The sequence below is a fragment of the Kitasatospora sp. NPDC030952 genome (assembly GCF_055571335.1).
In genome coordinates, this window is record NZ_JBVIFM010000026.1 from 65,354 (window position 1) to 86,102 (window position 20,749).

Here is a 20,749-nt window from a genome sequence, read left to right on the forward strand (position 1 = left end):
TCAGTTACCGCCGTTCTGGGCCAGCAGCCGCTCGGCCTCGGCCTCGTCCAGGTCGTCGAGGTCGGCGAGCAGGTCGTCCAGGTCGGAGCCTGCCGAGAGCAGGGCCGTCTCGATCTCGATGGCCAGGCCCTCGATGGTCGGGGCGGCCAGGAACTTCTGCAGGTGGACGTCCACCCCGAACTCGGCGGTGATCGCCGCGATCAGCCGCATGACCAGCAGCGAGTGGCCGCCGATCTTGAAGAAGTCGTGCCGCACGCCCGGCGTGTCGACCGGCAGCAGCTTCGCCCAGATCCCGGCGAGGGTCTCCTCGGTGGCGGTGCGCGGCGCGACGTAGTCCTGCTCGACCTGCTGCTGCGGGGGCAGCGGGACGGGCAGCGCCCGACGGTCCACCTTGCCGCTGATGGTGCGCGGCAGCTGCTCCAGCGGGACGAACACCCGGGGCAGGTGGGAATCGGGCAGCCGGGGGGCCAGGTGGTCGCGCAGGTCGGCCGCCTCGACGGGCTGGATCTGCTCCACGAAGGCGCACAGGTAGGCCGGGTCGCCCGCGTCATCGGGGACGACGGTGACGGCCGCGTCCTTCACCGAGTGGTGGGCGCGCAGCAGGTGCTCGATCTCGCCGAGTTCGACGCGCACGCCGCCCAGCTTGATCTGCTGGTCCCGTCGGCCGACGTACTCCAGGCTGCCGTCCGGCAGGGCGCGGGCGAAGTCGCCGGTGCGGTAGACGAAGTCCTCCGGGTCGTCGCCCAGCGGGTTGGGCACGAAGGCGGCGCGGGTGGCGTCCGGCTGGTGGAAGTAGCCCAGCGACATGTACGGGGTGCGAATGTGGATCTCGCCGACGGCGCCCTCGGCGCACGGCCGGTTGCGCCCGTCGAGCAGCACCACCCGGGCACCGGGCATGGCCTTGCCGATCGGGACGCTGGAGCGCTCGGTGTCCGCCGGGGTGACGAAGTGGAAGGTCTTGGTCATGGTGGTCTCGCTCGGCCCGTACAGGTTGAGCAGGCCGATCCGCTCGCCGTACCGCTCGAACCACCGGGCGGCGTCGCTCGGCGCCACCGGCTCGCCGGCCAGTGCGACGTGGCGCAGCGCCGACAGCTCGGGGCCGCCGTTGGCCGGCGAGGGCAGCATGCCGCGCCAGACGGTGGGAACGGTGTGGACCAGCTCGATCCGCTCCTCGTCGATCCAGCGGGCCAGCGCCGGGCCGTCCAGGGTCAGGCCGGCCGGCGGGACGCAGACGGTGCCGCCGGTGGTGAGCGGCACGAACAGGTCGCGCAGGATCGCGTCGAAGGCGGGCGAGGCCAGCTGGCTGACCCGGGTGCCCGGCCGCACGTCGAGCAGTTCGCTCTCCCAGCGGACGAAGTGGTCGATGCCCTGCATCCGGCCGACGATCGCCTTGGGCTGCCCGGTGGAACCGGAGGTGAAGAAGATGTACGCCGCGTCGTCCGGGTCGGGCCGGTGGATCCGCTCCGGGGCCGCGCCGGTGGGCTCGGCGGAGAGGTCCAGCGGGACCCGCCGGGCCAGCGGCAGGGACGGCTCCAGGATCTCGTCCGCCCGGCCGGCGGCCGAGGCGCCGGCGATCACCCACTCGGGGGCGGTGGCGGTGAGCATGGTGCGCAGCCGCAGCGGCGGGGCGGTCAGGTCCACCGGCACGAAGACGCCGCCCGCCTTCAGCACCGCCAGGATCGCGACGACCAGCTCGCGCCGGTCCTCGGCCAGGATCGGCACCACACAACCGGCGCCGGCGCCGGACTCGCGGATGGCGACGGCGAGTTCGTCCGAGCGGGAGTCCAGCTCGGCGTAGGTGAGCCGGCCGTGCGGGCACTCGACCGCGGTGTGGTCGCCGAAGCGCTGGGCGGCCTGCTGTACGAGACCGTGGACTGCGTGGAAGGCCATCGAGCTTCCTCCAGGGACGGGCGGCAACACGGGCCGCACCGGTGATCAGGCGTCAGGAAGGGAAAAGGTGTCGAGCAGCACGCCGAAGGTCAGGACGACCAGCAGCAGGTCGTCGCCGAGGTGCGGGTGCACCTCGTGACCGGGCTGCCGGTACTGCTCCTTGAGGTGCTCGACCACGTCGGGGTCGAAGTAGCCCTGCCGCTTGATCCGGTCGTAGGACAGCAGGTCCTCGACCCAGTCGATCCGCTCGCGCAGCAGGGCGGGGCTGCCCTGGGCCCGGAAGCCGAACTTCTCCCGGTTGATGATCTCCTCGGGCACCAGCCCCCGGGCGGCCTCCTTGAGCACGTACTTCTCGGTGCTCGCGGTGACCTTCAGCCGGGGCGGCACGGTGGTGGCGAAGCGCACCAGGTCCGGGTCGAGGAACGGGTACCGGGCCTCCACCGAGTTGGCCAGTGCCATCCGGTCCCCGTGGTCGGAGAGCAGGTGGTCGGCGAGCCGGAGCTTGAAGTCGAGGTAGGAGCGCTGGTGCACCGGGTGGCGTCCGCGCAGCATCTCCGGGTCGACGACGGGCCCGGCCAGGCAGTCGAACTCGGCGTGGGCGTCCCGCAGGGCGGGGGCGTAGAGGTCGAGCTTGGACTCCCGCCAGGCGTGGTAGTCGCGCTCGTAGAACACCTGCGGGTCGCCCCAGATGGTGCGGCGCAGCTCCGCCTCGAACGGGTCGCCGCCGGTGCGCCGGCCGCCCAGGTCGAAGCGGTAGCCGAGGTAGCCGGCGAACAGCTCGTCGGCGCCCTCGCCGGTGAGGATCACCCGGGTGCCGGACTCCCGGACGGCGGCCGACAGCGCCATCGAGCAGGTGTTGTAGGTCTCCTTCACCGGGCACTCGGCGTGGCCGACCATGCCGCGCAGCCGGGCGGCGATGTCGCCCGGGTGGAACTCGGTCTCGGTGTGCTCGGAGCCCAGGTGGCGGGCCATCAGCCGCTGGTGGCGGGACTCGTCGATGCCCCGGTCCGGGAAGGTGATGGAGAACGAGCGGGGCACCGTCGCGCCGCTGTTGCGGTGCACCAGGGCGCCGATCAGCGAGGAGTCCAGCCCGCCGCTGAGGTAGTAGCCGACCGGGACGTCGGCCTGGAGCCGGCGGCGCACCGACTGCTCCAGCAACTCCCGTACGGTGTCCACGTAGTAGCGGTCGGGGTGCTCGGCCGGCTCGCCCGGAACGTCCACCGGGTAGTCGAGGTCCCAGTACTTCTCGGTGCGGACGGCACCGTCCTCGACCAGCAGGAAGTGGCCGTTCTCCAGGCTGCTGACCCCCTCGAACAGGGTGCGCGACCCGACCGTGCCGGGGAAGGTGAGCACCTGGTCGAGGCCGGTCAGGTCGGCCCGGCGGGGCACCGCCGGGTGCGCCAGCACGGCCTTGATCTCCGAGCCGAAGACGAACCGGCCGCCGGCCACCGCGTAGTACAGCGGCAGGATGCCCATCTGGTCGCGGGCCAGGAACAGCCGGCGCCGCCGGGTGTCGTGGACGGCGAAGGCGAACTGGCCGTTGAGCCGCTCCAGCAGCCCGGTGCCGTACTCCTCGTAGAGGTGGACGATCACCTCGACGTCGGTGCGGGTGCGGAACCGGTGGCCCTTGGCCTCCAGTTCGGCGCGCAGCTCCCGGTGGTTGAAGATCTCGCCGTTGCAGACCATGGCGATCGAGCCGTCCTCGTTGAGGATCGGCTGGTCGCCGTCGTCCAGGCCGACGATGCTCAGCCTGCGGAAGCCCAGGGCCACCCCGTCGCGCACCAGCCGGCCGCCGGAGTCCGGGCCGCGGTGCAGCAGGGTCGCGGTCATCCGGTCGAGCACCTCGTCGCCCTCGGCGAGGCCGGTACCGGCCAGGTCCAGGTATCCGGTGACTCCGCACATCTCAGAACCCCCCGAGGTCGTCGTTGAAGCCCGCGGCGGCGTCCGTGCCGGAGCGCTCCCGGCCGTCGGCGCCGAGGTCGAGCGCGGAGACCGGGCGGTCCGGGTCCGCGCACGCGTCGGCGAGCAGCGCCAGGTACTGCCGGGCCGTGCGCTCGATCGTCGATCGGTCGAACAGCCGGGTGCTGTACTCCAGTTGGCCGCGCATCTCGTCCTGGAACTCGAACAGGTCGAAGCGCAGGTCGAAGATCGAGGTGGTGCGCACGTCGTCCAGCCGGGTCATCACCACGCCGGGCAGCTCGGCCTGGCGGCGGCGCGGCGGGATGTTCTGCAGGATGAACATCACCTGGAACAGCGGGTTGCGGTTGACGGCCCGCTCCGGCCGCACCGCCTCGACCAGGGTCCGGAACGGCAGGTCGCGGTGGACGAAGCCCTGGAGGGCGGTGGTCCGGGTGCGGCCCAGCAGCTCGCGGAAGCTCGGGTCGCCGGAGAGGTCGCCGCGCATCACCAGGGTGTCCGCGAAGTAGCCGACCAGCGGCCCCCACTGGGGCTTGTCCCGGTTGCCGACCGGCGTGCCCACCAGCAGGTCGTCCTGGCCGGTGAGCCGGTGCAGCAGGGCGGTGAACCCGGCCAGGGTGACCATGAAGGTGCTGGCCCGGGAGGTGCGGGCCAGCCCGGTGAGGGCCGTGCGCAGCTCGGCGGGCACCTGGAAGACGTACCGGTCGCCGGCGAAGTCGGCGGCGCCGGTCCGCGGCCGGTCGGTGGGCAGGTCCAGGGTGACCGGGGCGCCGGCCAGCTGCCGGGTCCAGTAGTCCAGCAGGGCCCGGCCGCGCGGTCCGGCGAGCCGCTCGCGCTGCTCCCGGGCGTAGTCGGTGAACTGGACGGACAGTTCGGGCAGCGGCACCGGCGCGCCGGTGACCTCGCCCGCGTACAGGTCGGCGACCTCCTGGAGCAGCACCTGCACGGACCAGCCGTCGGAGACGATGTGGTGGATGACCAGGGCCATCACGTGCCGCTCGGCCCCGGTGCGGACCAGCTCCACCCGGAACAGCGGCGGGCGGCCCAGGTCGAAGGGGCGGTGGGCCGCCTCGGCGACGGTCCGCTCGGCGGCGGCCGCGCGGTCCGCCTCGGGCAGGCCGGTCAGGTCGGTGACGGTGAGCGGCACCGGGACGTCCTCGGCCACCCGCTGGTACGGGACGCCGTCGACGGCGACCACGGCCGCCCGCAGCATCTGCTGCCGGCGGACGGCGGCGGCCACCGCCCGGCGCAGTGCCTCGGTGTCCAGCGGGCCGTCCAACTGCCAGAGCACGGTGGAGTTGTAGCCGGCGTTGCCCGGGTCGAGCCGGTCGAGCAGCCACAGCTGCTCCTGGGTGACGGAGACCGGGGCGAGGCCCGCCGGGGGCGTGAGGGCTGAAGTCTGCGTGGGCGTGGAGCTATTCGGCACGGTGCACCCCTGTGGTCGCCATGAGTGTGTCCAGCGGGATCCCCGGGTCCTGCGCCACCTCGGCGAGGACGCCGGTCAGCTCGGCGAGCAGCGCCACCGCGTCCTGGTCGGAGCAGTGGGCGCGGCGGTGGCTGAGCAGGGCGCGCAGGTCGCCGTCCTCCTCGTAGAAGACCAGGTCGAGGTCGTAGAGGGTGCCGGGGTCGTGGTTGAGCAGCCGGGCGGTCAGCCCGGGGAAGGCCGGTGGGACCTCGGGGGTGCTCTGGTGCGAGAACAGCACGTTCACCGGGGAGCGGAAGCCCCCGCCGCGGCGCGGCCGCAGCCGTTCGACCACCCGCTCGAAGGGCAGCTCCCGGTGCCCGTAGGCGCCCAGGGCCGCGCGCCGGACGTCGCGGAGCAGGTCCCGGAAGTTCGCGGCCGGGTCCACCTCGGTGCGGATGACCAGCAGGTTCACGAAGAAGCCGACCGCGGACTCGAACTCCGGGCGGCTGCGGACGGCCGCGCGGGTGCCGACCGCGATGTCGGTGGCGCCGCTGCGGCGGTGCAGCACGACCGCGAAGGCGGCCAGCAGCAGCATGAACGGGGTGACCCGCTCGTCCCGGTAGACCGTGCGGAGGGCGTCGTGGACGGCGCCGGGCACGGTGGTCCACTGGGTCGCGACGGTGCGGGTGTCGGGGGTGTCGGTACCGGCGGGCACCTCGGTTCCGGCGGGCCGGTCGGTTCCGGCCTCGGCCGTACGAGCCGGCGGCACCGGGGCGAGGCCCGCCAGCCGCTCCGTCCAGTACGCCAGCTGGCGCTGGTGGCCGGGCCCCTCGCTCCACTCGCGCTGCCACCGCACGAAGTCCGGGAACTGGGCCCCTGGCTCCGCCAACTCCGCCTCGGTGCCGTCAAGTTCGGCACCGTAGAGGGCGGCCAGCTCGGGCAGCAGGACGTTCCACCAGGACCACGCGTCGGAGACCAGGTGGTGCAGCGCGAGCCGCAGCACGTGCTCGTCGGGGCCCAGTGCGACCACCAGGCCGCGCAGCACCGGCCCGCGGGCCAGGTCGAACGGGGTGGCCTGGTCGGCCGCCAGCACGGCGGCCAGTTCGGCCTCACCCGCGGCCGCGGGCAGGTGGGAGAGGTCCAGCACCGGCAGCTCGATGCCGCACTCCTCGGAGACCCGCTGCACCGGACTGCCGTCGACCAGCGGGAAGGTGGTGCGCAGCGCGGCGTGCCGGCCCCGCAGCAGCTCCAGCGCGCGCCGGAGCGCGGCGGTGTCGAGCGGGCCGTCCAGCCGGAAGGTCATCGGGTCCACGTAGACCGGCGAGCCCGACATGCGCTCCAGGAACCACATGCCCAACTGGCCGGGGGTGAGCGGGTGTTGGACGCTCTCGGCGGTGACGGTCACGACCGGCCCCCGGTGCGGGCGGCCCGCCCGTTGGCCCGGGCCTCGCGGACGATGGCCCGGAAGAACTGGGGATAGCTGGGCGAGGTGTGGGCCGCGTGCGCCAGGGCGACGTCGTGGCGCTCGCGCAGCTGGTTGATCGGCACCACCATGGCGGCGTGGTGCTCGATGTGCAGGTTGTTGCCGTTGGTGTACCAGGTGCTGAACCAACTGCCCGTGATGGAACGGGTGTTGCGCAGCACGTCGGTGGAGGAGTTGTCGCACAGGATGTGCTCGGGCAGCTCGACCAGGAAGTGCAGCGGGACGGCCACCAGCAGCGGCAGCAGCCAGATCCACAGCACCGGTTCGCCGTACCCGAGGAGGGCCAGCGCGATCGCGCCGAGGATCGGCACCGCGAACAGCCGGTACTCGGCGACCACTTCGCGCTGACGGCTCTCGGAGATCTGGCCCATGTCGTAGGACCAGCGGCCGGCCCAGCAGCGGACGATGTCGGCCACCGCACCGCCGAGCCGGCCGAACGCCAGCGCCTCGCGGACCAGCGCCGACCAGGTGACCGGCTGGCGCGAGTCGAAGCCGAAGAACTCCGAGTCCTGGTCGGTGCCCAGGTAGCGGTGGTGCTGGAGGTGGCGCACCCGGTAGTGGCTGTACGACACCAGCATCGGGATGCCCAGCGGCACGCCGGCCAGCCGGTGCCAGCGGGCCCGGCGGAACGCCGAGTGGTGCAGGCACTGGTGCTGGAGCTCCAGCCAGTGGGAGTACATGGCGCCGATCAGCAGGACGCCGAGCACTCTCGCCGGCCAGGCCTCCGGGACCACGGCGAGCACCGCCCCAGCGGCCCAAATGCCGTATGCGACAAGGAGTTTGACAATGAAGACACGTTCGTCGGTGGCGGTGACCTTGGCCCGCCGGAACAGATCCTTCGGCGACGCGGGGGTCACGTCGGGCGTCGTCATGAACGGAAACCTTCCTTGCGTCAGCCTCCTGTGGGTACGCCACAGCGCCCTGGCGGCACGGCGGCCGGGCAGGTACGGGCGTCGCCCCGGTGAGGCGCGGAGATCGAAGAGCGCGGCCCCTCGACCCGGGCAGGTCGGGGCTGACGCGCACACGTGAGCACGCCGGCGGCAGCGTCGGGGGACCGCGGGCGCAGACCGGTCCGGTGAACGACCGGCCGGAATGTGGTGATCAGCAAGAAAGCACGGTGACTCGGACTCCCGGACGCGCCGGGAGCACCGTCACCGGGGGAAGTTGGCGACGAAACAGGCCGCCTGGGCAGCCGCGGTCGGCTGCTCGAAGAGCTCGTTGAGGAGCAGGCCCTCGAGCTCCAACGCGGCATCCTGGTCGATGCCGTGAGTGGCCATCAGGCGACCGATGGCCTGAAGTGCAAGCAGAGAGTAACCGCCGAGCTCGAAGAAATCGGAGCTCTCCGGGTCGATCGTGTCAGGCGCCACTTCGAGTACGTCCGACCATATGTCGATGACGGCAAGGGTGGCCGCGGGCAAGGCGGGAGCCTGCCCGGCGGAAACGCCCATGGTGCTGCTGTCGTCCTGAATCACTACGGTTCCCCCCATAGGAAGCCATTGAGGTCCAGCGTCAACTTGCTTCATTCATCGGCGGGCCAAGGGGGTCATCGGACCCCGGCCGGCGCCGGGTCTAGCTCAAATCCGTCCAGCGGATGACTGCATCCAAGCATGTGCATGATTGGCTCCGCAAGAGATCAATTCCGCCAGCCCTTGGGCCTCCTGGCGTGCAGGGATGTCCGAAGCGGAACCCGCCGTTCGGGGGGCTTGCCCGCCCGAACCCCTGTGGTACCGTACGCCGCAGCGACGGGTCCACCCGGCTTTCCTGCCGGGCAATTTCTCCACTTTCTCGGGCGTGTCCCACTGCGGTGACGAACTATGACCGCACGGCTATCGCGGACCGCACCGACACCTTCCCGACCGGGGGCCGACACCGGCGAACGCCCCGGGTAACCCATTCCGTTGGACACCGTGATTCCCGCGTCCGCACCGGGATCCGCAGGGGGCAGAACCGTGATACCAGTCGACCACCGAACCGCCACCGGGGCACCGGGAACCCCACCCGCGCGAACACTGGGAGTACTCGGCGGCATGGGGCCGGCGGCCACCGCGGAGTTCCTCCGACTGCTCTCGCTCGCCGTGCCCGCGCGCACCGACCAGGAGCACCCCCGGGTCCTCCTGCTGTCCGAACCCGGCATACCGGAGCGCACCGGGGCGATCCTCGCCGGCACGGACGAACCACTGCAGCCGATCCGCACCGCCCTGGAGCGACTCGCCTCCTGGGGCGCCGATCTGCTCGTGGTGCCGTGCAACACCGCGCACGCCTTCACCGACCGGCTGCGGGGCGAACTGCCGGTGCCCCTGCTCGACATCGCCGACGCCACGCTCCGGGCCGCCATGCGCACCAGCCCGGCCGGCGGCTGGCTGGCGGCCACCACCGGCACCGTGCACAGCGGCATCTACCAACGGCGGGCCGCCGAACTCGGCTACCGGCTACTGGTCCCCGAGGAGCCGCTGCGCTCCGAGATCCACCGGGCCGGTGTCCTGGTGAAGGCCAACCGGCTGGCCGAGGGCGGCGCCGCCCTCTCCACCGCGGTGCGCGAACTGTGGCAGCGGCACGACCTCCCGGTGCTCACCGCCTGTACCGAACTCCCGCTCGCCTACCAGGCCGCCGGCCTGCCCGCGGACCGCGAGGTCTCCAGCCTGGCCGCCCTGGTGGCGGCCTGTGTCACCGAACTCGCCACCCCGCAGGCCGTCATCAGCGCTGCGGGGTGGCGGAGTTGACCGGCTCGTGCCGGTCCATACGGCTACTGCTGCCCGGCGAGCACCAGCTCGGCGACCTCGTCCGCGCGGGCGAAGCGGACATCACCGCGGGAGAGGACGAACCGGATGAACTCCTCCAGGGCCTTCAGCCGCGAGGGGCGGCCGGTGAGGAAGGGGTGCACGGTCAGCATGCACAGCGAGCCGAACCCGCGCATCGCCTCCAGCTCGGAGGTCCAGAGGTCCACCACCTTCGACGGCGCCTCGATCAGCTGGCCGATGTTCGGCTCGGGCAGGAAGGCGTACTGCTCCCAGTCGTCCAGCAGCCACTGCACCGGCAGCTCGGCGATCGTCCGCTCCCCGCTGCGCAGCGCGTACGGCCGGTCGTCGTCCATCAGCGAGGAGTCGTAGCGCAGCCCGTACTCGCCGAGCAGGTCCAGCGTGTACCGGGCCATCTCCCAGTTCGGCGCGCGATATCCGGTCGGCTGCACACCGAATCGGGAGAACGTCTTCAGACTCCGCTCGATCTCCTCCCGCTGCTCGCTTTCGGAAAGGTGCACCGGGTGCCGGTGGGTGAATCCGTGCAGCGCTATTTCATGCCCCTTTTCGGCGACGGATTCCATCACCGACGGCCAGCGCTCGGCCGAAACTCCGGGCACGAAGAAGGTGGCCGGAAGGTCGTAGCGGTCCAGCAGGTCGAGGATCCTCGGCACCCCGACCCGGGGGCCGTAGGCCTGGTGGGACATGGTGGTCAGATGGTCGATGTAGTGCTCGCCACGGGCCAGTACGGGCGACTCGGCGTCCACGTCGACACCCAGGACCACCACGGCGGACGAGCCCTGCAGCCAGTCCCCGGCCGGCACCCGCTCGGGCCAGCGGACCGTGGGAATCTCGATCTGATCCTTCTGCGTCATCCCTGAATTACCTTTCCGAGACGTAATCGGAGAAGCCGCTGATGCGACCTCCGGCGACACTCTAGCAATTCCGCCAGGAAAAGAAAGAGGGAATCCAAGTGAGTAGTCGAACGAATGACATTCCGACCGGTCCGGAGGAGTTCCGGGTCGTGGTGAACCACGAGGAGCAGTATTCGGTGTGGCCACTCGACCGGGAGCTGCCGAACGGCTGGCGGGACGCCGGCGTGCAGGGCGACAAGGAGGCCTGCCTCGCCCACGTCGAGGAGGTCTGGACGGACATGCGCCCGCTGAGCCTGCGCACCCGGCTGGCGTCCGCTGCCGCGGACGCCCCGGCAACGGAGGGCTCAGCGTGACCCCGTCCCTGCCCCTGCCCCTGCCCCTGACGCTGACCCTGACCATCGACGGCGCGGCGGTGCCCGGCGCCGCCGCCGCACTGCCCGTCGAGGACCCGGCCACCGGGGCACCCTTCGCCCACGGGCCCGCCTGCTCCCCCGAGCAGCTGGACGCCGCCGTCACCGCCGCAGCGGCCGCCGCGCCCGGCTGGGCACAGGTGCCGCTCGCCGAGCGCCGGGCCGCGCTGCGCGCCTGCGGCGCGGCCCTCGGAGCGCACCTGGAGGAGGTGGCCGGGCTGCTCAGCCGGGAGCAGGGCAAGCCGCTGGCCGCCGCCCGGGCCGAAGTCCGGCTGTCCGCCGACTGGTTCGGGCACACCGCCGAACTGAAGCTGGACGCTGAGGAGTTGCCGACCGAGGACGGCGCCCGGATCACCCTGGAGCGGGTCCCGCACGGCGTGGTCGCGGCCATCGCCCCGTCCAACTTCCCGATCATCCTGTCGGTCTGCAAGTTCGCCCCGGCCCTGCTCGCCGGCAACACGGTGGTCGTCAAGCCCTCCCCGGAGACGCCGCTGTCGACGCTGCGGATGGGCGAACTGCTCCGCGACCACCTGCCGCCCGGCGTGTTCAACGTCGTCTCCGGCGACCACGCGCTGGGCCGGGCGCTCACCGAGCACCCCGCGGTGGACATGATCTCCTTCACCGGCTCGGTGGAGACCGGCCGGGCGATCGCCCGCCAGGCCGCCGACCGGCTGCTGCCGGTGGTCCTCGAACTCGGCGGCAACGACCCGGCGATCGTGCTCCCGGGCGCCGACCCCGCCACCGTGGCCCCCGCGCTGTTCGGCGCCGCCCTCGCCAACAGCGGCCAGTTCTGCGCCGCCGTCAAGCGGGTCTACGTCCCGCGCGAGCAGGCCGCCGCGCTCACCTCGGCACTGGCCGAGCTGGCCGCCGCCGCGGTCGTCGGCCCCGGCAGCGACCCGGAGTCCCGGTTCGGCCCGCTGATCAGCCGCACCCAGCTGGACCGGGTGCACGCGCTGGTCGAGGACGCCGTCGCCCGGGGCGCCCGGGTGGTGGCCGGCGGCACCCCGCTGCCCGGTCCGGGCCACTTCTACCCCCCGACCGTGGTGACCGACCTGCCGGAGGGCTGCGAGCTCGAACTGGAGGAGCAGTTCGGCCCGGTCATCCCGGTGATCGCCTACGACGGCCCGGCCGACGCCGTCCGCCGGGCCAACGCCACCCGCTACGGCCTCGGCGCCTCGCTCTGGGGCCCGCCGGAGGCCGCCGAGGAGCTGGCCCCGCTCCTCGACAGCGGAACGGTGTGGCTCAACACCCACGGGGACCTGCGCCCCGATGTGCCGTTCGGCGGGGTCCGGTCGTCCGGCCTGGGCGTCGAGTACGGCCAGTGGGGACTGCTCGAGTACACGCGGATCAAGGTCCGCAACAGCGCACGGCGCTGACCAGCCGATCATGGGCGACAGGAGAGTGATGAAAGCCAGGATCCGCCGCACGGCGGGAGTACTGGGCGCCGCCTGCACCGCAGGCGTGACGTTGTTCGTGTTCGGCGTCGGCTTCGGACCGGTCCCGGCACTCGGCCGGGCACTGATGCCCGGCGGCGGCGTCTGGCCGTCGGCCGAGGACGCCCGGCCGGTCACCAACGAGCAGATCCGGATACCCGGCCTCGGCCACCCGGTGGACGTCTCGTTCACCGCGGACGGCGTGGCCTCGGTCCATGCCACCTCGGACGATGACCTGTTCACCGCCCAGGGCTACCTCGCCGCCCGGTTCCGCCTGTTCCAGATGGACGCCCAGCGGCGCCTGGGCGAGGGCCGGCTCGCCGAACTGAACGGCCCCTCCGGGATCGACTCGGACGTCTTCGAACTGACCCTCGGCATCCACCGCACCGCGGAGGCCACCTGGGCCGCCACCCCGCGCGACAGCAAGGCCGCCAAGGCGCTCACCGCCTACGCGGCCGGCGTCAACGCGCGACTGGACGAGCTCGACAAGAACGGCCAGTGGCCCACCGCCTACGGACTGACCGGCGTCCGACCGGACCGCTGGACCCCGGTGGACAGCCTGGTCGTCCAGGGCGTGCTCACCCAGACGCTGAGCTTCGACACCCGGCCACTGACCTACGCGCTGCTGAGCAACTCGCTCGGCGCGGAACGGACTTCGGACTGGTTCCCGGTCGTCCCCGCCAATGAGCAGCACCCGTACGCCCCGGGGCCGTACCAGAACCTCGGCACCGCGCCGCTGCACGGCCCGAACGCCAACGCGGCCTCGGTCGCCGGCCGCCCGGGCGTCCCGGGCGCGGGCACCCCGGCGCCGGCCGGCGGCCAGCCGGCGGCTCCGGCGGCTCCGAGTGCTCCGAGTGCTCCGGCTGCTCCACCGGCTCCGGACGCGGCGCAGCCGACGGCCACCGCAACCGCAACCGCGGCGGCGACGGTGTCGACCGGCACCAGCGACGCCACCGCCGAGGCCGCCACCGCCGTCCTCCAGGGCATGGCCAAGCTCCCGGAGACCACCCGCCACCTCTACCCCAACAGCAACGCCTGGCTGGCGAACGGCCCGGCCACCGGCGGCGGCGCGCTCCTGGCCGGCGACCCCCACCTCAAGCTGTCGCTCCCCTCCTACTGGTACGAGGTCTCGCTCAAGTCCCCCGGCTACGACGTCACCGGCGCCAGCCTGCCCGGCATGCCGGCCGTGCTGATCGGCCGCAACGCCGACGTCTCCTGGTCGCTGACCGCGGTGCAGAACCAGTCCACCTTCTTCTACCGGGAGAAGACCGACCCGCAGCACCCGGACTCCTACTTCTGGAAGGGCGCCTGGTACCCGGTCGAGAAGGTCGAGTACACCGTCCCGGTCCGCGGCGGCGCCCCCGTCCCGGTCGAGGTCGGGCTGACCGTGCACGGCCCGCTGCTGACCGAGAAGGGCGAGACCACCTCGGTCGAGTGGATGGGCAACCGCCCGTCGCAGAACCTCACCGCGCTGCTCGACCTCAACGCCGCCACCGACTGGACCAGCTTCCGCACCGCGCTGCGCAGTTGGCAGGCCCCGGCGCAGAACTTCGCCTACGCCGACAAGAAGGGCAACATCGGGATCATCGCCCCGGGCTCGTACCCGCAGATCGCCTCGGGCGACGCCCGCGGCCCGCTGCCGGGCACCGGTGAGTCGGACGTCGTCGGCGCCATCCCGTTCGACGCGGTGCCCCAGGTCTACGACCCGCCGTCCGGGCTCCTGGTCACCGCCAACCAGCGGCCGGTCGGCCCGGACTACCCGTACTACATCGGCCCCGCCGCGAACTTCGACACCGGCTACCGCACCAACCGGATCCTCACCGAACTCTCCAAGCCCGGCGGCAAGCTCACCACCGACTCGTTCGCCACCCTGCAGAACGACGTCACCGACGACCTCGCCCAGCGCATGGTGCCCAAGCTGCTCCAGTCCCTGGACGGCGCCCAGTTGACGCCCCAGCAGGAGGCCGCCCGCAAGCTGCTGTCCGAGTGGAACGGCTCGATGGACGCCGACTCCCCGGCCGCCGCGATCTGGTTCGCCTTCTACGGCGGGTACGTCGAGCAGGTCTTCAAGCCCTGGTGGGACTCCGCCAAGGTCCCGGTGGACGTCGACCCCGCCGGTCTCGACCTGCTGCGCACCCCGGTCGGGCTGATGCAGGACCTGGAGAAGTGGACCTTCACCGACCCGGAGAACCCGGCGTTCACCGCCCCGGGCGGCCCCAAGCGCACCGCCGCCGACGTGATGCGCTCCTCCTTCACCGAGGCGGTCGGCTACCTGGACGGCCGGCTCGGCGGGCAGCCCGCCGAGTGGAAGTGGGGCCGCATCCACGAACGCGTGGTGCCCTCGCTGACCGGCGCCCCCGCCCTGGGCGACGGCCCGTACCCGGCGGGCGGCAGCCCCTGGACCGTCAACGTGGCCGAGAACGGCCTGAGTTCGAACTACGGCCCGAGCCTGCGGCTGGTCGTCGGCTGGAGCCCCTCCGGCACCGCCGACTCCCGCGCCGTCTACCCCGGCGGCCAGAGCGACAACCCGGCCTCCCCCTGGTACAAGAACCTGGCCCCGGACTGGTGGAACGGCACCCTCCGCCCGCTGCGCACCGCCGACGAACAGGGCACGGGCGACATCCGCTGGAGCCTGCGAGGCGAAGGATGACCGACATGACCGACACGACCGACGCGACCGCCGCGACCGACGCGACCGACACGACCGAGCCGACCGGAGCCCCCGAAGTCTCCGAGACCGCTGAGGCCCCGGAGACGGCCCCGGCCCTGGCACCCGCCCCCCGCCGCATCACCACCGCCACCCTGGTCACCCTCGCCGGCGGAACGGCGGTGACCGCCCTCGGCACCCTGCTCGGGCTCTGGTTCCTGCCCTTCCTGGTCGGCGTCGCCGCCGGCCTCACCAGCCGGTTCGCCCGCACCCCGCGCGGCTACCTGACCGCCCCGGCCGCGGGCGCCCTCGGCTGGGCGATCCCGCTGGGCGTCCAGGCACTCGGCGGGGCACCGGTCGGCGAGGTCGCCCGGACCACCGCCGCACTGGCCGGCCTCCCGCCGTTCGCCACCGCGATCGTGGCCCTCGCCCTGCTGATCCCGCTGCTCCAGGCCCTGGTCGGGGTCTGGTTCGGCCGGACGGTCGGCCCCCGCCGCCGCACCGCCTGACCCCCCGGTGCCCCCGGCCGACCGCCGGGGGCACCGGGCCCCACTCCGCCAACTCGCCCTCCCCAGAAGGGAACCACCACATGGCGCTGTCCCTCATCGGCAGCAAGATGGCCACGCTCTCGGGCCTCCGCAGCATCATGGAGGACATCGCCACCAGCACGGCCTCCGGCCCGGCCGACTGGCTGAACCTCGGCATCGGCAACCCGGCCTCGATCCCGGAGGCGATCGCCGAATGGCGGAGCCTGACCGAGGAGGCCCTCGCCGAGGACTTCGCCTCGGCCAGCTGCCTGTACGGCCCGTCCCGCGGCTCGGCCGCCCTGGTGGACGCCATCACCGAGTACTTCAACACCCGGTACGGCTGGTCCCTCACCGCCCGCAACGTCGCCGTCGGCCCCGGCAGCCAGATGCTCTGCTTCACCGCGGCCGCCCTCTTCGCGGGCCCCGGCCCCGCGGGCACCGGCGGGACGAAGGTCGTCCTGCCGATGTCCCCGGACTACACCGGCTACCAGGGCCTCTGCCTCCACCCGGACGGCGTGGTCGGCATCCCCGCCACCCCCGTTCCCGAAGGCCCCCACCGCTTCCGCTACGCCTTCGACTTCGCCGCCCTGGAGGCCCAGCCCGACACCGGCATGCTGCTGCTCTCCAGCCCCGGCAACCCCACCGGCCGCGCGGTCGACGCCGCCGAACTCGCCGCCCTGGTCGACCACGCCCGCCGCCGCGACGTCCCCCTGCTGCTCGACCACGCCTACGGCGAACCCTTCCCCCGGATCGCCCCCACCCTGACGCCCCCGCCCTTCGACGACCACGTGATCAACTGCTTCACCCTCTCCAAGGCCGGCCTCCCGGGCGAACGCATCGCCTTCGCCATCGGCGCCGAACGCTGGATCACCCCGATGGTGTCCTTCCTCGCCAACTCCGCCCTGCACGCACCCCAGTTGCAGCAGTCCGTGGTCGCCCGCGCCCTGACCTCCGGCCGCCTGGACCGCCTCATCTCCGACACCGTCTCCCCCTTCTACCAGGAGCGCCGCCGCCTGGCCGAGAAGCTCTTCGAGGAGGCCCTCCCCGCCTCCGTCCCCTGGCGCCTCCACTCCGGCGACGGCGGCATGTTCTGCTGGTTCTGGATCGACGACGACCGTTTCGACGACACCGCCCTCTACGACCACCTCAAGCACCACAAGGTCTTCATCGTCCCCGGCCGGCACTTCTTCCCCACCACCCCCGACACCCCCACCGCCCCCCACCACACCCGCTGCTTCCGCGTCAGCCTCAGCCCCGCCCTCCCCACCCTCACCGAAGGCATCACCCGCATATCCACCGCCCTCCCCACCCTCTGCCCCTGACCCGGGCGTTTCGGGGTTGACGACAGGCCCTGCGGCAACCCGGAGCCCCGGGCCCACAGGAGGCCACCGCCCGGCTTCGACTCCTGCTCCGGCTCCGGCTCCGGGTGCGTCGTGTACCGACCGGGAGGCGCTCCCACCCTCGCACTGGGCGGAACCGGCGGGCAGTAAACTCGGGTGGTTGAGAGTGAGCGGACCGGCCCCGGGGGCAAGCGTGGTGAAAGACGGGCGGGGTCCGGTCCTGGTCGGGCGGCAGTGGGAGACGGAGCTGCTGACCGCGGCGCTGGTCCAGGCCGTGGACGGCGCGAGCGGGTCCACCGTCCTGCTGCGCGGCGACGCCGGCGTCGGCAAGAGCACGCTGGTGGCCTGGGTGGAGCGCGTGGCGCGCGAGCGCGGGTTCACCGTCCTGCGCGCGGTCGGCACGGAGGCGGAGACGGACCTCGCGTTCGGGGCCCTCCACCAGGCCTTCTGGTCGCCGCTCCAGCGCTCCGACGCCCTGTCGGCCCACCAGCGGGAGGCCCTGGAGAGCGCGTTCGGCGTCCGCTCCGGGACACCGAACGGCTTCGCCGTCGGCGCCGCCGCGCTGGCCCTGCTGGAGGAGGCGGTCCGGACCGCGCCCGTGCTGCTGCTCCTGGACGACCTGCACTCGATGGACTCCTCCAGCGCGACCGTCTTCGCCTTCCTGCACCGGCGGTGCGCCGAGCTGCCGGTGGTGATCGTCGGCGCCAGCCGCCCGGACGGACCGGCCGCCCAGACCTGGTCGGCCGAGGCCGTGGAGGTCCCGGCCCTGCCCAGGGAGGACGCGGCCCGGCTGCTGGGCACCTGCTACCCGGAACTCGCGGCGCCCGCCAGGGAACGCGTGCTGACCGAGGCCGCCGGGAACCCGCTGGCGCTGGTGGAACTGCCACGCCAGCTGGCCACCGCCCAGCAGCGGGGAGCCGCTCCGCTGCCGGAGCGGCTGCCGCTGGGCCGGAAGCTGGAGCGGATGTTCGCCGATCGGCTGGGGACGGTGGCCCCGGAGGTCGGCCGCCTCCTCCTGCTCGGCGCCCTGGCCGCCAGCCCGGACTCCGGCAGCGCCGAGTGGCTGGGCGCCCTCGCGGACGAGAACGCCCGGGAGATCCTGGAACGGATCGAGGCGGACGGCCTGGCCCGGCTCGACCCGGCCGGACAACTCGTGTTCCGGCACCCCCTGGTCCGCACCGCCGTCGTCTCCACCGCCTCGGACACCGCGCGCCGGGAGGCCCACCGCGCGCTGTCCGACGCCCTCGCCCCCGGCGACCCCCGGCGGCTGGCCCACGAGGCCGCCGCCGCGCTGCTGCCCGACGAGGACCTCGCGCACCGCCTCCAGGAGGCCGGCCACGACCTCGCCCGCCGGGGCGGCGAGGCGGAGGGCGCGCTCGTGCTGGAACGCGCCGCCGTGCTCAGCCCCAACTCCTGCGACCGCGTCCGCAGGCTCACCCGGGCCGCGGTGATGGCGGCCCACGGCGGGCAGCTGCGCCACACCGCCGCCCTGGTGGAGGAGCTGAAGAGCAGCACCGTCCCGCCGGACATCGCCCCGCTGTTCTCGTACGCGGTGGTCTACGCCGACCAGAGCCACCACGTCGACTTCGAGTCCTCCGCCGCGCTGCTGCCCGCGGCCCTCGACGCCCTGACCGCGCCGGGCGCCGACACCTTCGGCGGGCTGGTCGAACAGGCCTGGTTCAAGCTCCTCCTGGCCGCCACGTACACGGACGACCCCTGGGCCTGGCGCGCCCTGGAACGGCACCGGGAGCACGTCTCCGAGGTGGGCCGGCTGTGCCTGCGGGCCTGGACCGAGCCGGGCCCGGACGTGCTCGCCGCCCTGCTGACGACGGCCGACGGCATGACCGAGGAGCAGGAGGCCGCCGCCGCCTGGCTCCTGCTGTGGACCTCCTCGGCGCTCGACTGCCCCGACGGCGACCTCTGGCAGCGCTTCTCCGGGCTGCACACCTACGCCACCCAGGGCTCGATCGCGAAGGCCAGGGCCCACCAGGACTACCTGCTCGGCCACTGGGACCGGGCGGCCGTCTGCCTGCGCGAGGCCGAGCTGGCGGACGAGCTCGGCTACCACACCAACGGGCTGATGTTCCGCCAGTACTACGCCCACTTCCTGGCCGGCCGGGGCGACGAGGACGGCCTGCGGGAGATCGAGCGGACCATCCGGCCGACCGCCACCCGCGCCCGGATGCGGTACGTCCTGGACCGCCTGACCCACCTGCGCGGCCTGGCCGCGCTCGCCCACCGGCGCTACGAGGAGGCGTACGCGCACTTCTGCGAACTCACCCCGCCCGGGCACCTGTCCGGCGGCCGGCCCTGGCACCACACGCTGGTCCTCGACCTGGTGACGGCCGCCGTGCACACCGGACGGCACCAGGAGGCCCGGGACCACCTCGCGGCCGGAGCCGCGGCGCGCTCGGCCGAGGTCTCCGGACGCCACGCCTTCCTGCACGCGGCCGCCACCGCCCTGGCCGCGGACGACGACGAGGCCGACGCCGCCTACCGCGCCGCGTACGCCGTGCCGGGCGCCGAGCAGTGGGCGTTCGACCTCGCCCGACTGCGGCTGGCCCACGGCGCGTGGCTGCGCCGCCGCCACCGGCCCGGGGCCAGGGAGACGCTGCGCACGGCCCACCACGTCTTCCGTCGTCTGCAGGCCGCCCCGTGGGCGGCGCAGTGCGAGGAGGAGCTGCGGGCCGCGGGCGACTCCGTGGCGCTGCCGCAGGACGGACCGGCCACGGGCCCGTCCGGGCTGACCGGCCAGGAGCTGCGCATCGCCCGGCTGGCGGCGACCGGGCTGACCAACAAGGAGATCGGCCGGCAGCTCCAGCTGTCGCCCCGTACCGTCGGAGCCCACCTCTACAAGATCTTCCCCAAGCTCGGCATCACCACCCGGGCCGCGCTCGCCCATGCCCTCGACGGCGGCTGACCTGGGGAAACCCCCTCCCGACCGGTTCGCCCGGGCCACCCCGCCGGGCTTCCCGGCACACCGCCCCAGGACGTCAGTCAGATGACCTACCGGCCCGCCGCGCCCGCGGGCCACGCTGAGAGTGCGCAGGACTCCGGCGGAAGGACGGTCAGATGGACTTGCGGGTGACGACGGCGTCGGTCGCGGACCGTGACAAGGCGGCCTTCTGGAGCGGAGCGATGTCGCGGACGCTGGTGCCCGTGGAGGTGCGCCCGCTCACCGGGCGGCCGTTCGACGGGCTCCTGGAGTCGCACCGGCTCGGGTACGTGCGGATCTCCACGCTGGAGGCGGACGCCGCCCGGTTCTCCCGCACCGCGGCGCTGATCGCGCGGACCCCGGGGAGCGAGCCGCAGGTCGGGGTCAGCGTGCAGGTGTCGGGCCGGGCCGTCCTGGAACAGGACGGGCGCCGGGCGGAGGTGCAGCCGGGCGGGCTCGTCCTGTACGACACGGCGCGCCCGTACGCCGTCGACTACCCGGAGCGCTTCCGCACCCACCTGTTCCACCTGCCGCGCCGCCTGCTGGGGGTGCCGGAGCGCGACCTGCGGCACGTGTCGGCGACGGCCGTCGGCCCGGCGGAGGGTTGTGGACCGGTGCTCCTGCCGTTCCTCGGCCTCCTCGCCGGCTCCGCGCACTCCTACTCCGCCCAGGTCGGCGACCGGCTGGCCGGCAGCGTCGCCGACCTGCTCAGCGCGCTCGTGGCCCAACTCGCCCGCTCCCAGGCGGCGGACGGGACGGACGACGCCCCGAACGCGCACCTGGTCCGGCGGGTGCGGGAGTACATCGACCACCACCTGGGCGATCCGGAGCTGACGCCCGAACGGATCGCGCACGCCCACCACATCTCCGTGCGGTACCTGCACCGGCTCTTCGAGGGCGAAGGGGTGACGGTGAGCCGGTTCATCCAGCAGCGCCGCCTGGAGGCCTGTGCCCGCGAGCTGGCCCGGCGCGGCCGCGCCGCGCCGACGGTGTCGGCGGTCGCCCAGCGGTGGGGCTTCGTCAACCCGGCGCACTTCAGCCGGACGTTCCGGGCCGCGTACGGCGTCCCGCCGCGCGAGTGGCGCGCGCTGCGGAGCGACGACGGCGGCTGACGGGCCGCCGAACCGCCGACCGCCGGCCGGAATCCCGGGC

At 73.4% G+C, this 20,749-nt stretch carries 15 protein-coding genes; 8 read left to right on the forward strand and 7 right to left on the reverse strand.

Annotated elements, in window-relative coordinates; genetic code table 11:
• The 6 genes from ACZ47G_RS33060 to ACZ47G_RS33085 form a co-directional block, all read right to left on the reverse strand.
• A complete protein-coding gene (locus ACZ47G_RS33060; RefSeq protein WP_465749096.1) occupies positions 1–1,890 on the reverse strand; it encodes a non-ribosomal peptide synthetase in 1,890 nt (629 codons plus the stop codon).
• Positions 1,891–1,935: 45 nt separating this feature from the next.
• Positions 1,936–3,792, reverse strand: coding sequence for an asparagine synthase (glutamine-hydrolyzing) (gene asnB, locus ACZ47G_RS33065; protein ID WP_465749098.1), 1,857 nt, complete (start codon positions 3,790–3,792; stop codon positions 1,936–1,938).
• 1 nt (position 3,793) lies between these two features.
• A complete protein-coding gene (locus ACZ47G_RS33070; protein WP_465749100.1) occupies positions 3,794–5,233 on the reverse strand; it encodes a condensation domain-containing protein in 1,440 nt (479 codons plus the stop codon).
• Complete coding sequence (locus tag ACZ47G_RS33075; RefSeq protein ID WP_465749102.1) at positions 5,223–6,617, reverse strand: condensation domain-containing protein; 1,395 nt, start codon at positions 6,615–6,617, stop codon at positions 5,223–5,225. Before ACZ47G_RS33075 ends, ACZ47G_RS33070 begins: the two co-directional genes overlap by 11 nt.
• Entirely contained in the window at positions 6,614–7,567 is a 954-nt protein-coding gene (locus tag ACZ47G_RS33080) for a fatty acid desaturase family protein (RefSeq protein WP_465749104.1), read from the reverse strand. The genes ACZ47G_RS33075 and ACZ47G_RS33080 overlap by 4 nt, the downstream gene beginning before the upstream one ends.
• 279 nt (positions 7,568–7,846) lie before the next feature.
• Positions 7,847–8,167 carry an acyl carrier protein gene (locus ACZ47G_RS33085; RefSeq protein ID WP_465749106.1) on the reverse strand — a complete coding sequence of 107 codons (321 nt, stop codon included), beginning with the start codon at positions 8,165–8,167 and terminating at the stop codon, positions 7,847–7,849.
• 477 nt (positions 8,168–8,644) lie between these two features.
• On the opposite strand from ACZ47G_RS33085, the gene ACZ47G_RS33090 reads away from it, so the two are divergent.
• Positions 8,645–9,415, forward strand: coding sequence for an aspartate/glutamate racemase family protein (locus tag ACZ47G_RS33090; protein ID WP_465749108.1), 771 nt, complete (start codon positions 8,645–8,647; stop codon positions 9,413–9,415).
• A gap of 23 nt (positions 9,416–9,438) precedes the next feature.
• On the opposite strand, the gene ACZ47G_RS33095 is transcribed toward ACZ47G_RS33090, so the two are convergent.
• Positions 9,439–10,305, reverse strand: coding sequence for a polysaccharide deacetylase family protein (locus ACZ47G_RS33095; RefSeq protein ID WP_465749110.1), 867 nt, complete (start codon positions 10,303–10,305; stop codon positions 9,439–9,441).
• A 98-nt stretch (positions 10,306–10,403) separates the two neighbouring features.
• Here ACZ47G_RS33095 and ACZ47G_RS33100 point away from each other — a divergent pair, with 98 nt between their 5' ends.
• The 7 genes from ACZ47G_RS33100 (at position 10,404) to ACZ47G_RS33130 (ending at position 20,709) form a co-directional block, all read left to right on the forward strand.
• Positions 10,404–10,658, forward strand: coding sequence for an MbtH family protein (locus tag ACZ47G_RS33100; RefSeq protein ID WP_465749112.1), 255 nt, complete (start codon positions 10,404–10,406; stop codon positions 10,656–10,658).
• Positions 10,655–12,091 carry an aldehyde dehydrogenase family protein gene (locus ACZ47G_RS33105; protein WP_465749114.1) on the forward strand — a complete coding sequence of 479 codons (1,437 nt, stop codon included), beginning with the start codon at positions 10,655–10,657 and terminating at the stop codon, positions 12,089–12,091. The genes ACZ47G_RS33100 and ACZ47G_RS33105 overlap by 4 nt, the downstream gene beginning before the upstream one ends.
• Before the next feature lie 28 nt (positions 12,092–12,119).
• Entirely contained in the window at positions 12,120–14,798 is a 2,679-nt protein-coding gene (locus tag ACZ47G_RS33110) for a penicillin acylase family protein (protein ID WP_465749116.1), read from the forward strand.
• Between the two features lie 5 nt (positions 14,799–14,803).
• Entirely contained in the window at positions 14,804–15,304 is a 501-nt protein-coding gene (locus ACZ47G_RS33115; RefSeq protein ID WP_465749118.1) for a hypothetical protein, read from the forward strand.
• Positions 15,305–15,384: 80 nt separating this feature from the next.
• Entirely contained in the window at positions 15,385–16,644 is a 1,260-nt protein-coding gene (locus ACZ47G_RS33120) for a valine--pyruvate transaminase (RefSeq protein WP_465749120.1), read from the forward strand.
• Positions 16,645–16,858: 214 nt separating this feature from the next.
• Positions 16,859–19,582, forward strand: a complete 2,724-nt coding sequence (locus tag ACZ47G_RS33125; protein ID WP_465749122.1) for an AAA family ATPase — start codon at positions 16,859–16,861, stop codon at positions 19,580–19,582.
• A gap of 152 nt (positions 19,583–19,734) precedes the next feature.
• Entirely contained in the window at positions 19,735–20,709 is a 975-nt protein-coding gene (locus ACZ47G_RS33130; protein ID WP_465749124.1) for an AraC-like ligand-binding domain-containing protein, read from the forward strand.
• Positions 20,710–20,749: the final 40 nt, after the last annotated feature.

Bases quoted from the DNA above. Each gene is read 5' to 3' on its own strand.
- ACZ47G_RS33060 (WP_465749096.1), bottom strand. From the start codon at position 1,890: ATGGCCTTCCACGCAGTCCACGGTCTCGTACAGCAGGCCGCCCAGCGC.
- asnB (WP_465749098.1), bottom strand. From the start codon at position 3,792: ATGTGCGGAGTCACCGGATACCTGGACCTGGCCGGTACCGGCCTCGCC.
- ACZ47G_RS33080 (WP_465749104.1), bottom strand. From the start codon at position 7,567: ATGACGACGCCCGACGTGACCCCCGCGTCGCCGAAGGATCTGTTCCGG.
- ACZ47G_RS33095 (WP_465749110.1), bottom strand. From the start codon at position 10,305: ATGACGCAGAAGGATCAGATCGAGATTCCCACGGTCCGCTGGCCCGAG.
- ACZ47G_RS33110 (WP_465749116.1), top strand. From the start codon at position 12,120: ATGAAAGCCAGGATCCGCCGCACGGCGGGAGTACTGGGCGCCGCCTGC.
- ACZ47G_RS33115 (WP_465749118.1), top strand. From the start codon at position 14,804: ATGACCGACACGACCGACGCGACCGCCGCGACCGACGCGACCGACACG.
- ACZ47G_RS33120 (WP_465749120.1), top strand. From the start codon at position 15,385: ATGGCGCTGTCCCTCATCGGCAGCAAGATGGCCACGCTCTCGGGCCTC.
- ACZ47G_RS33130 (WP_465749124.1), top strand. From the start codon at position 19,735: ATGGACTTGCGGGTGACGACGGCGTCGGTCGCGGACCGTGACAAGGCG.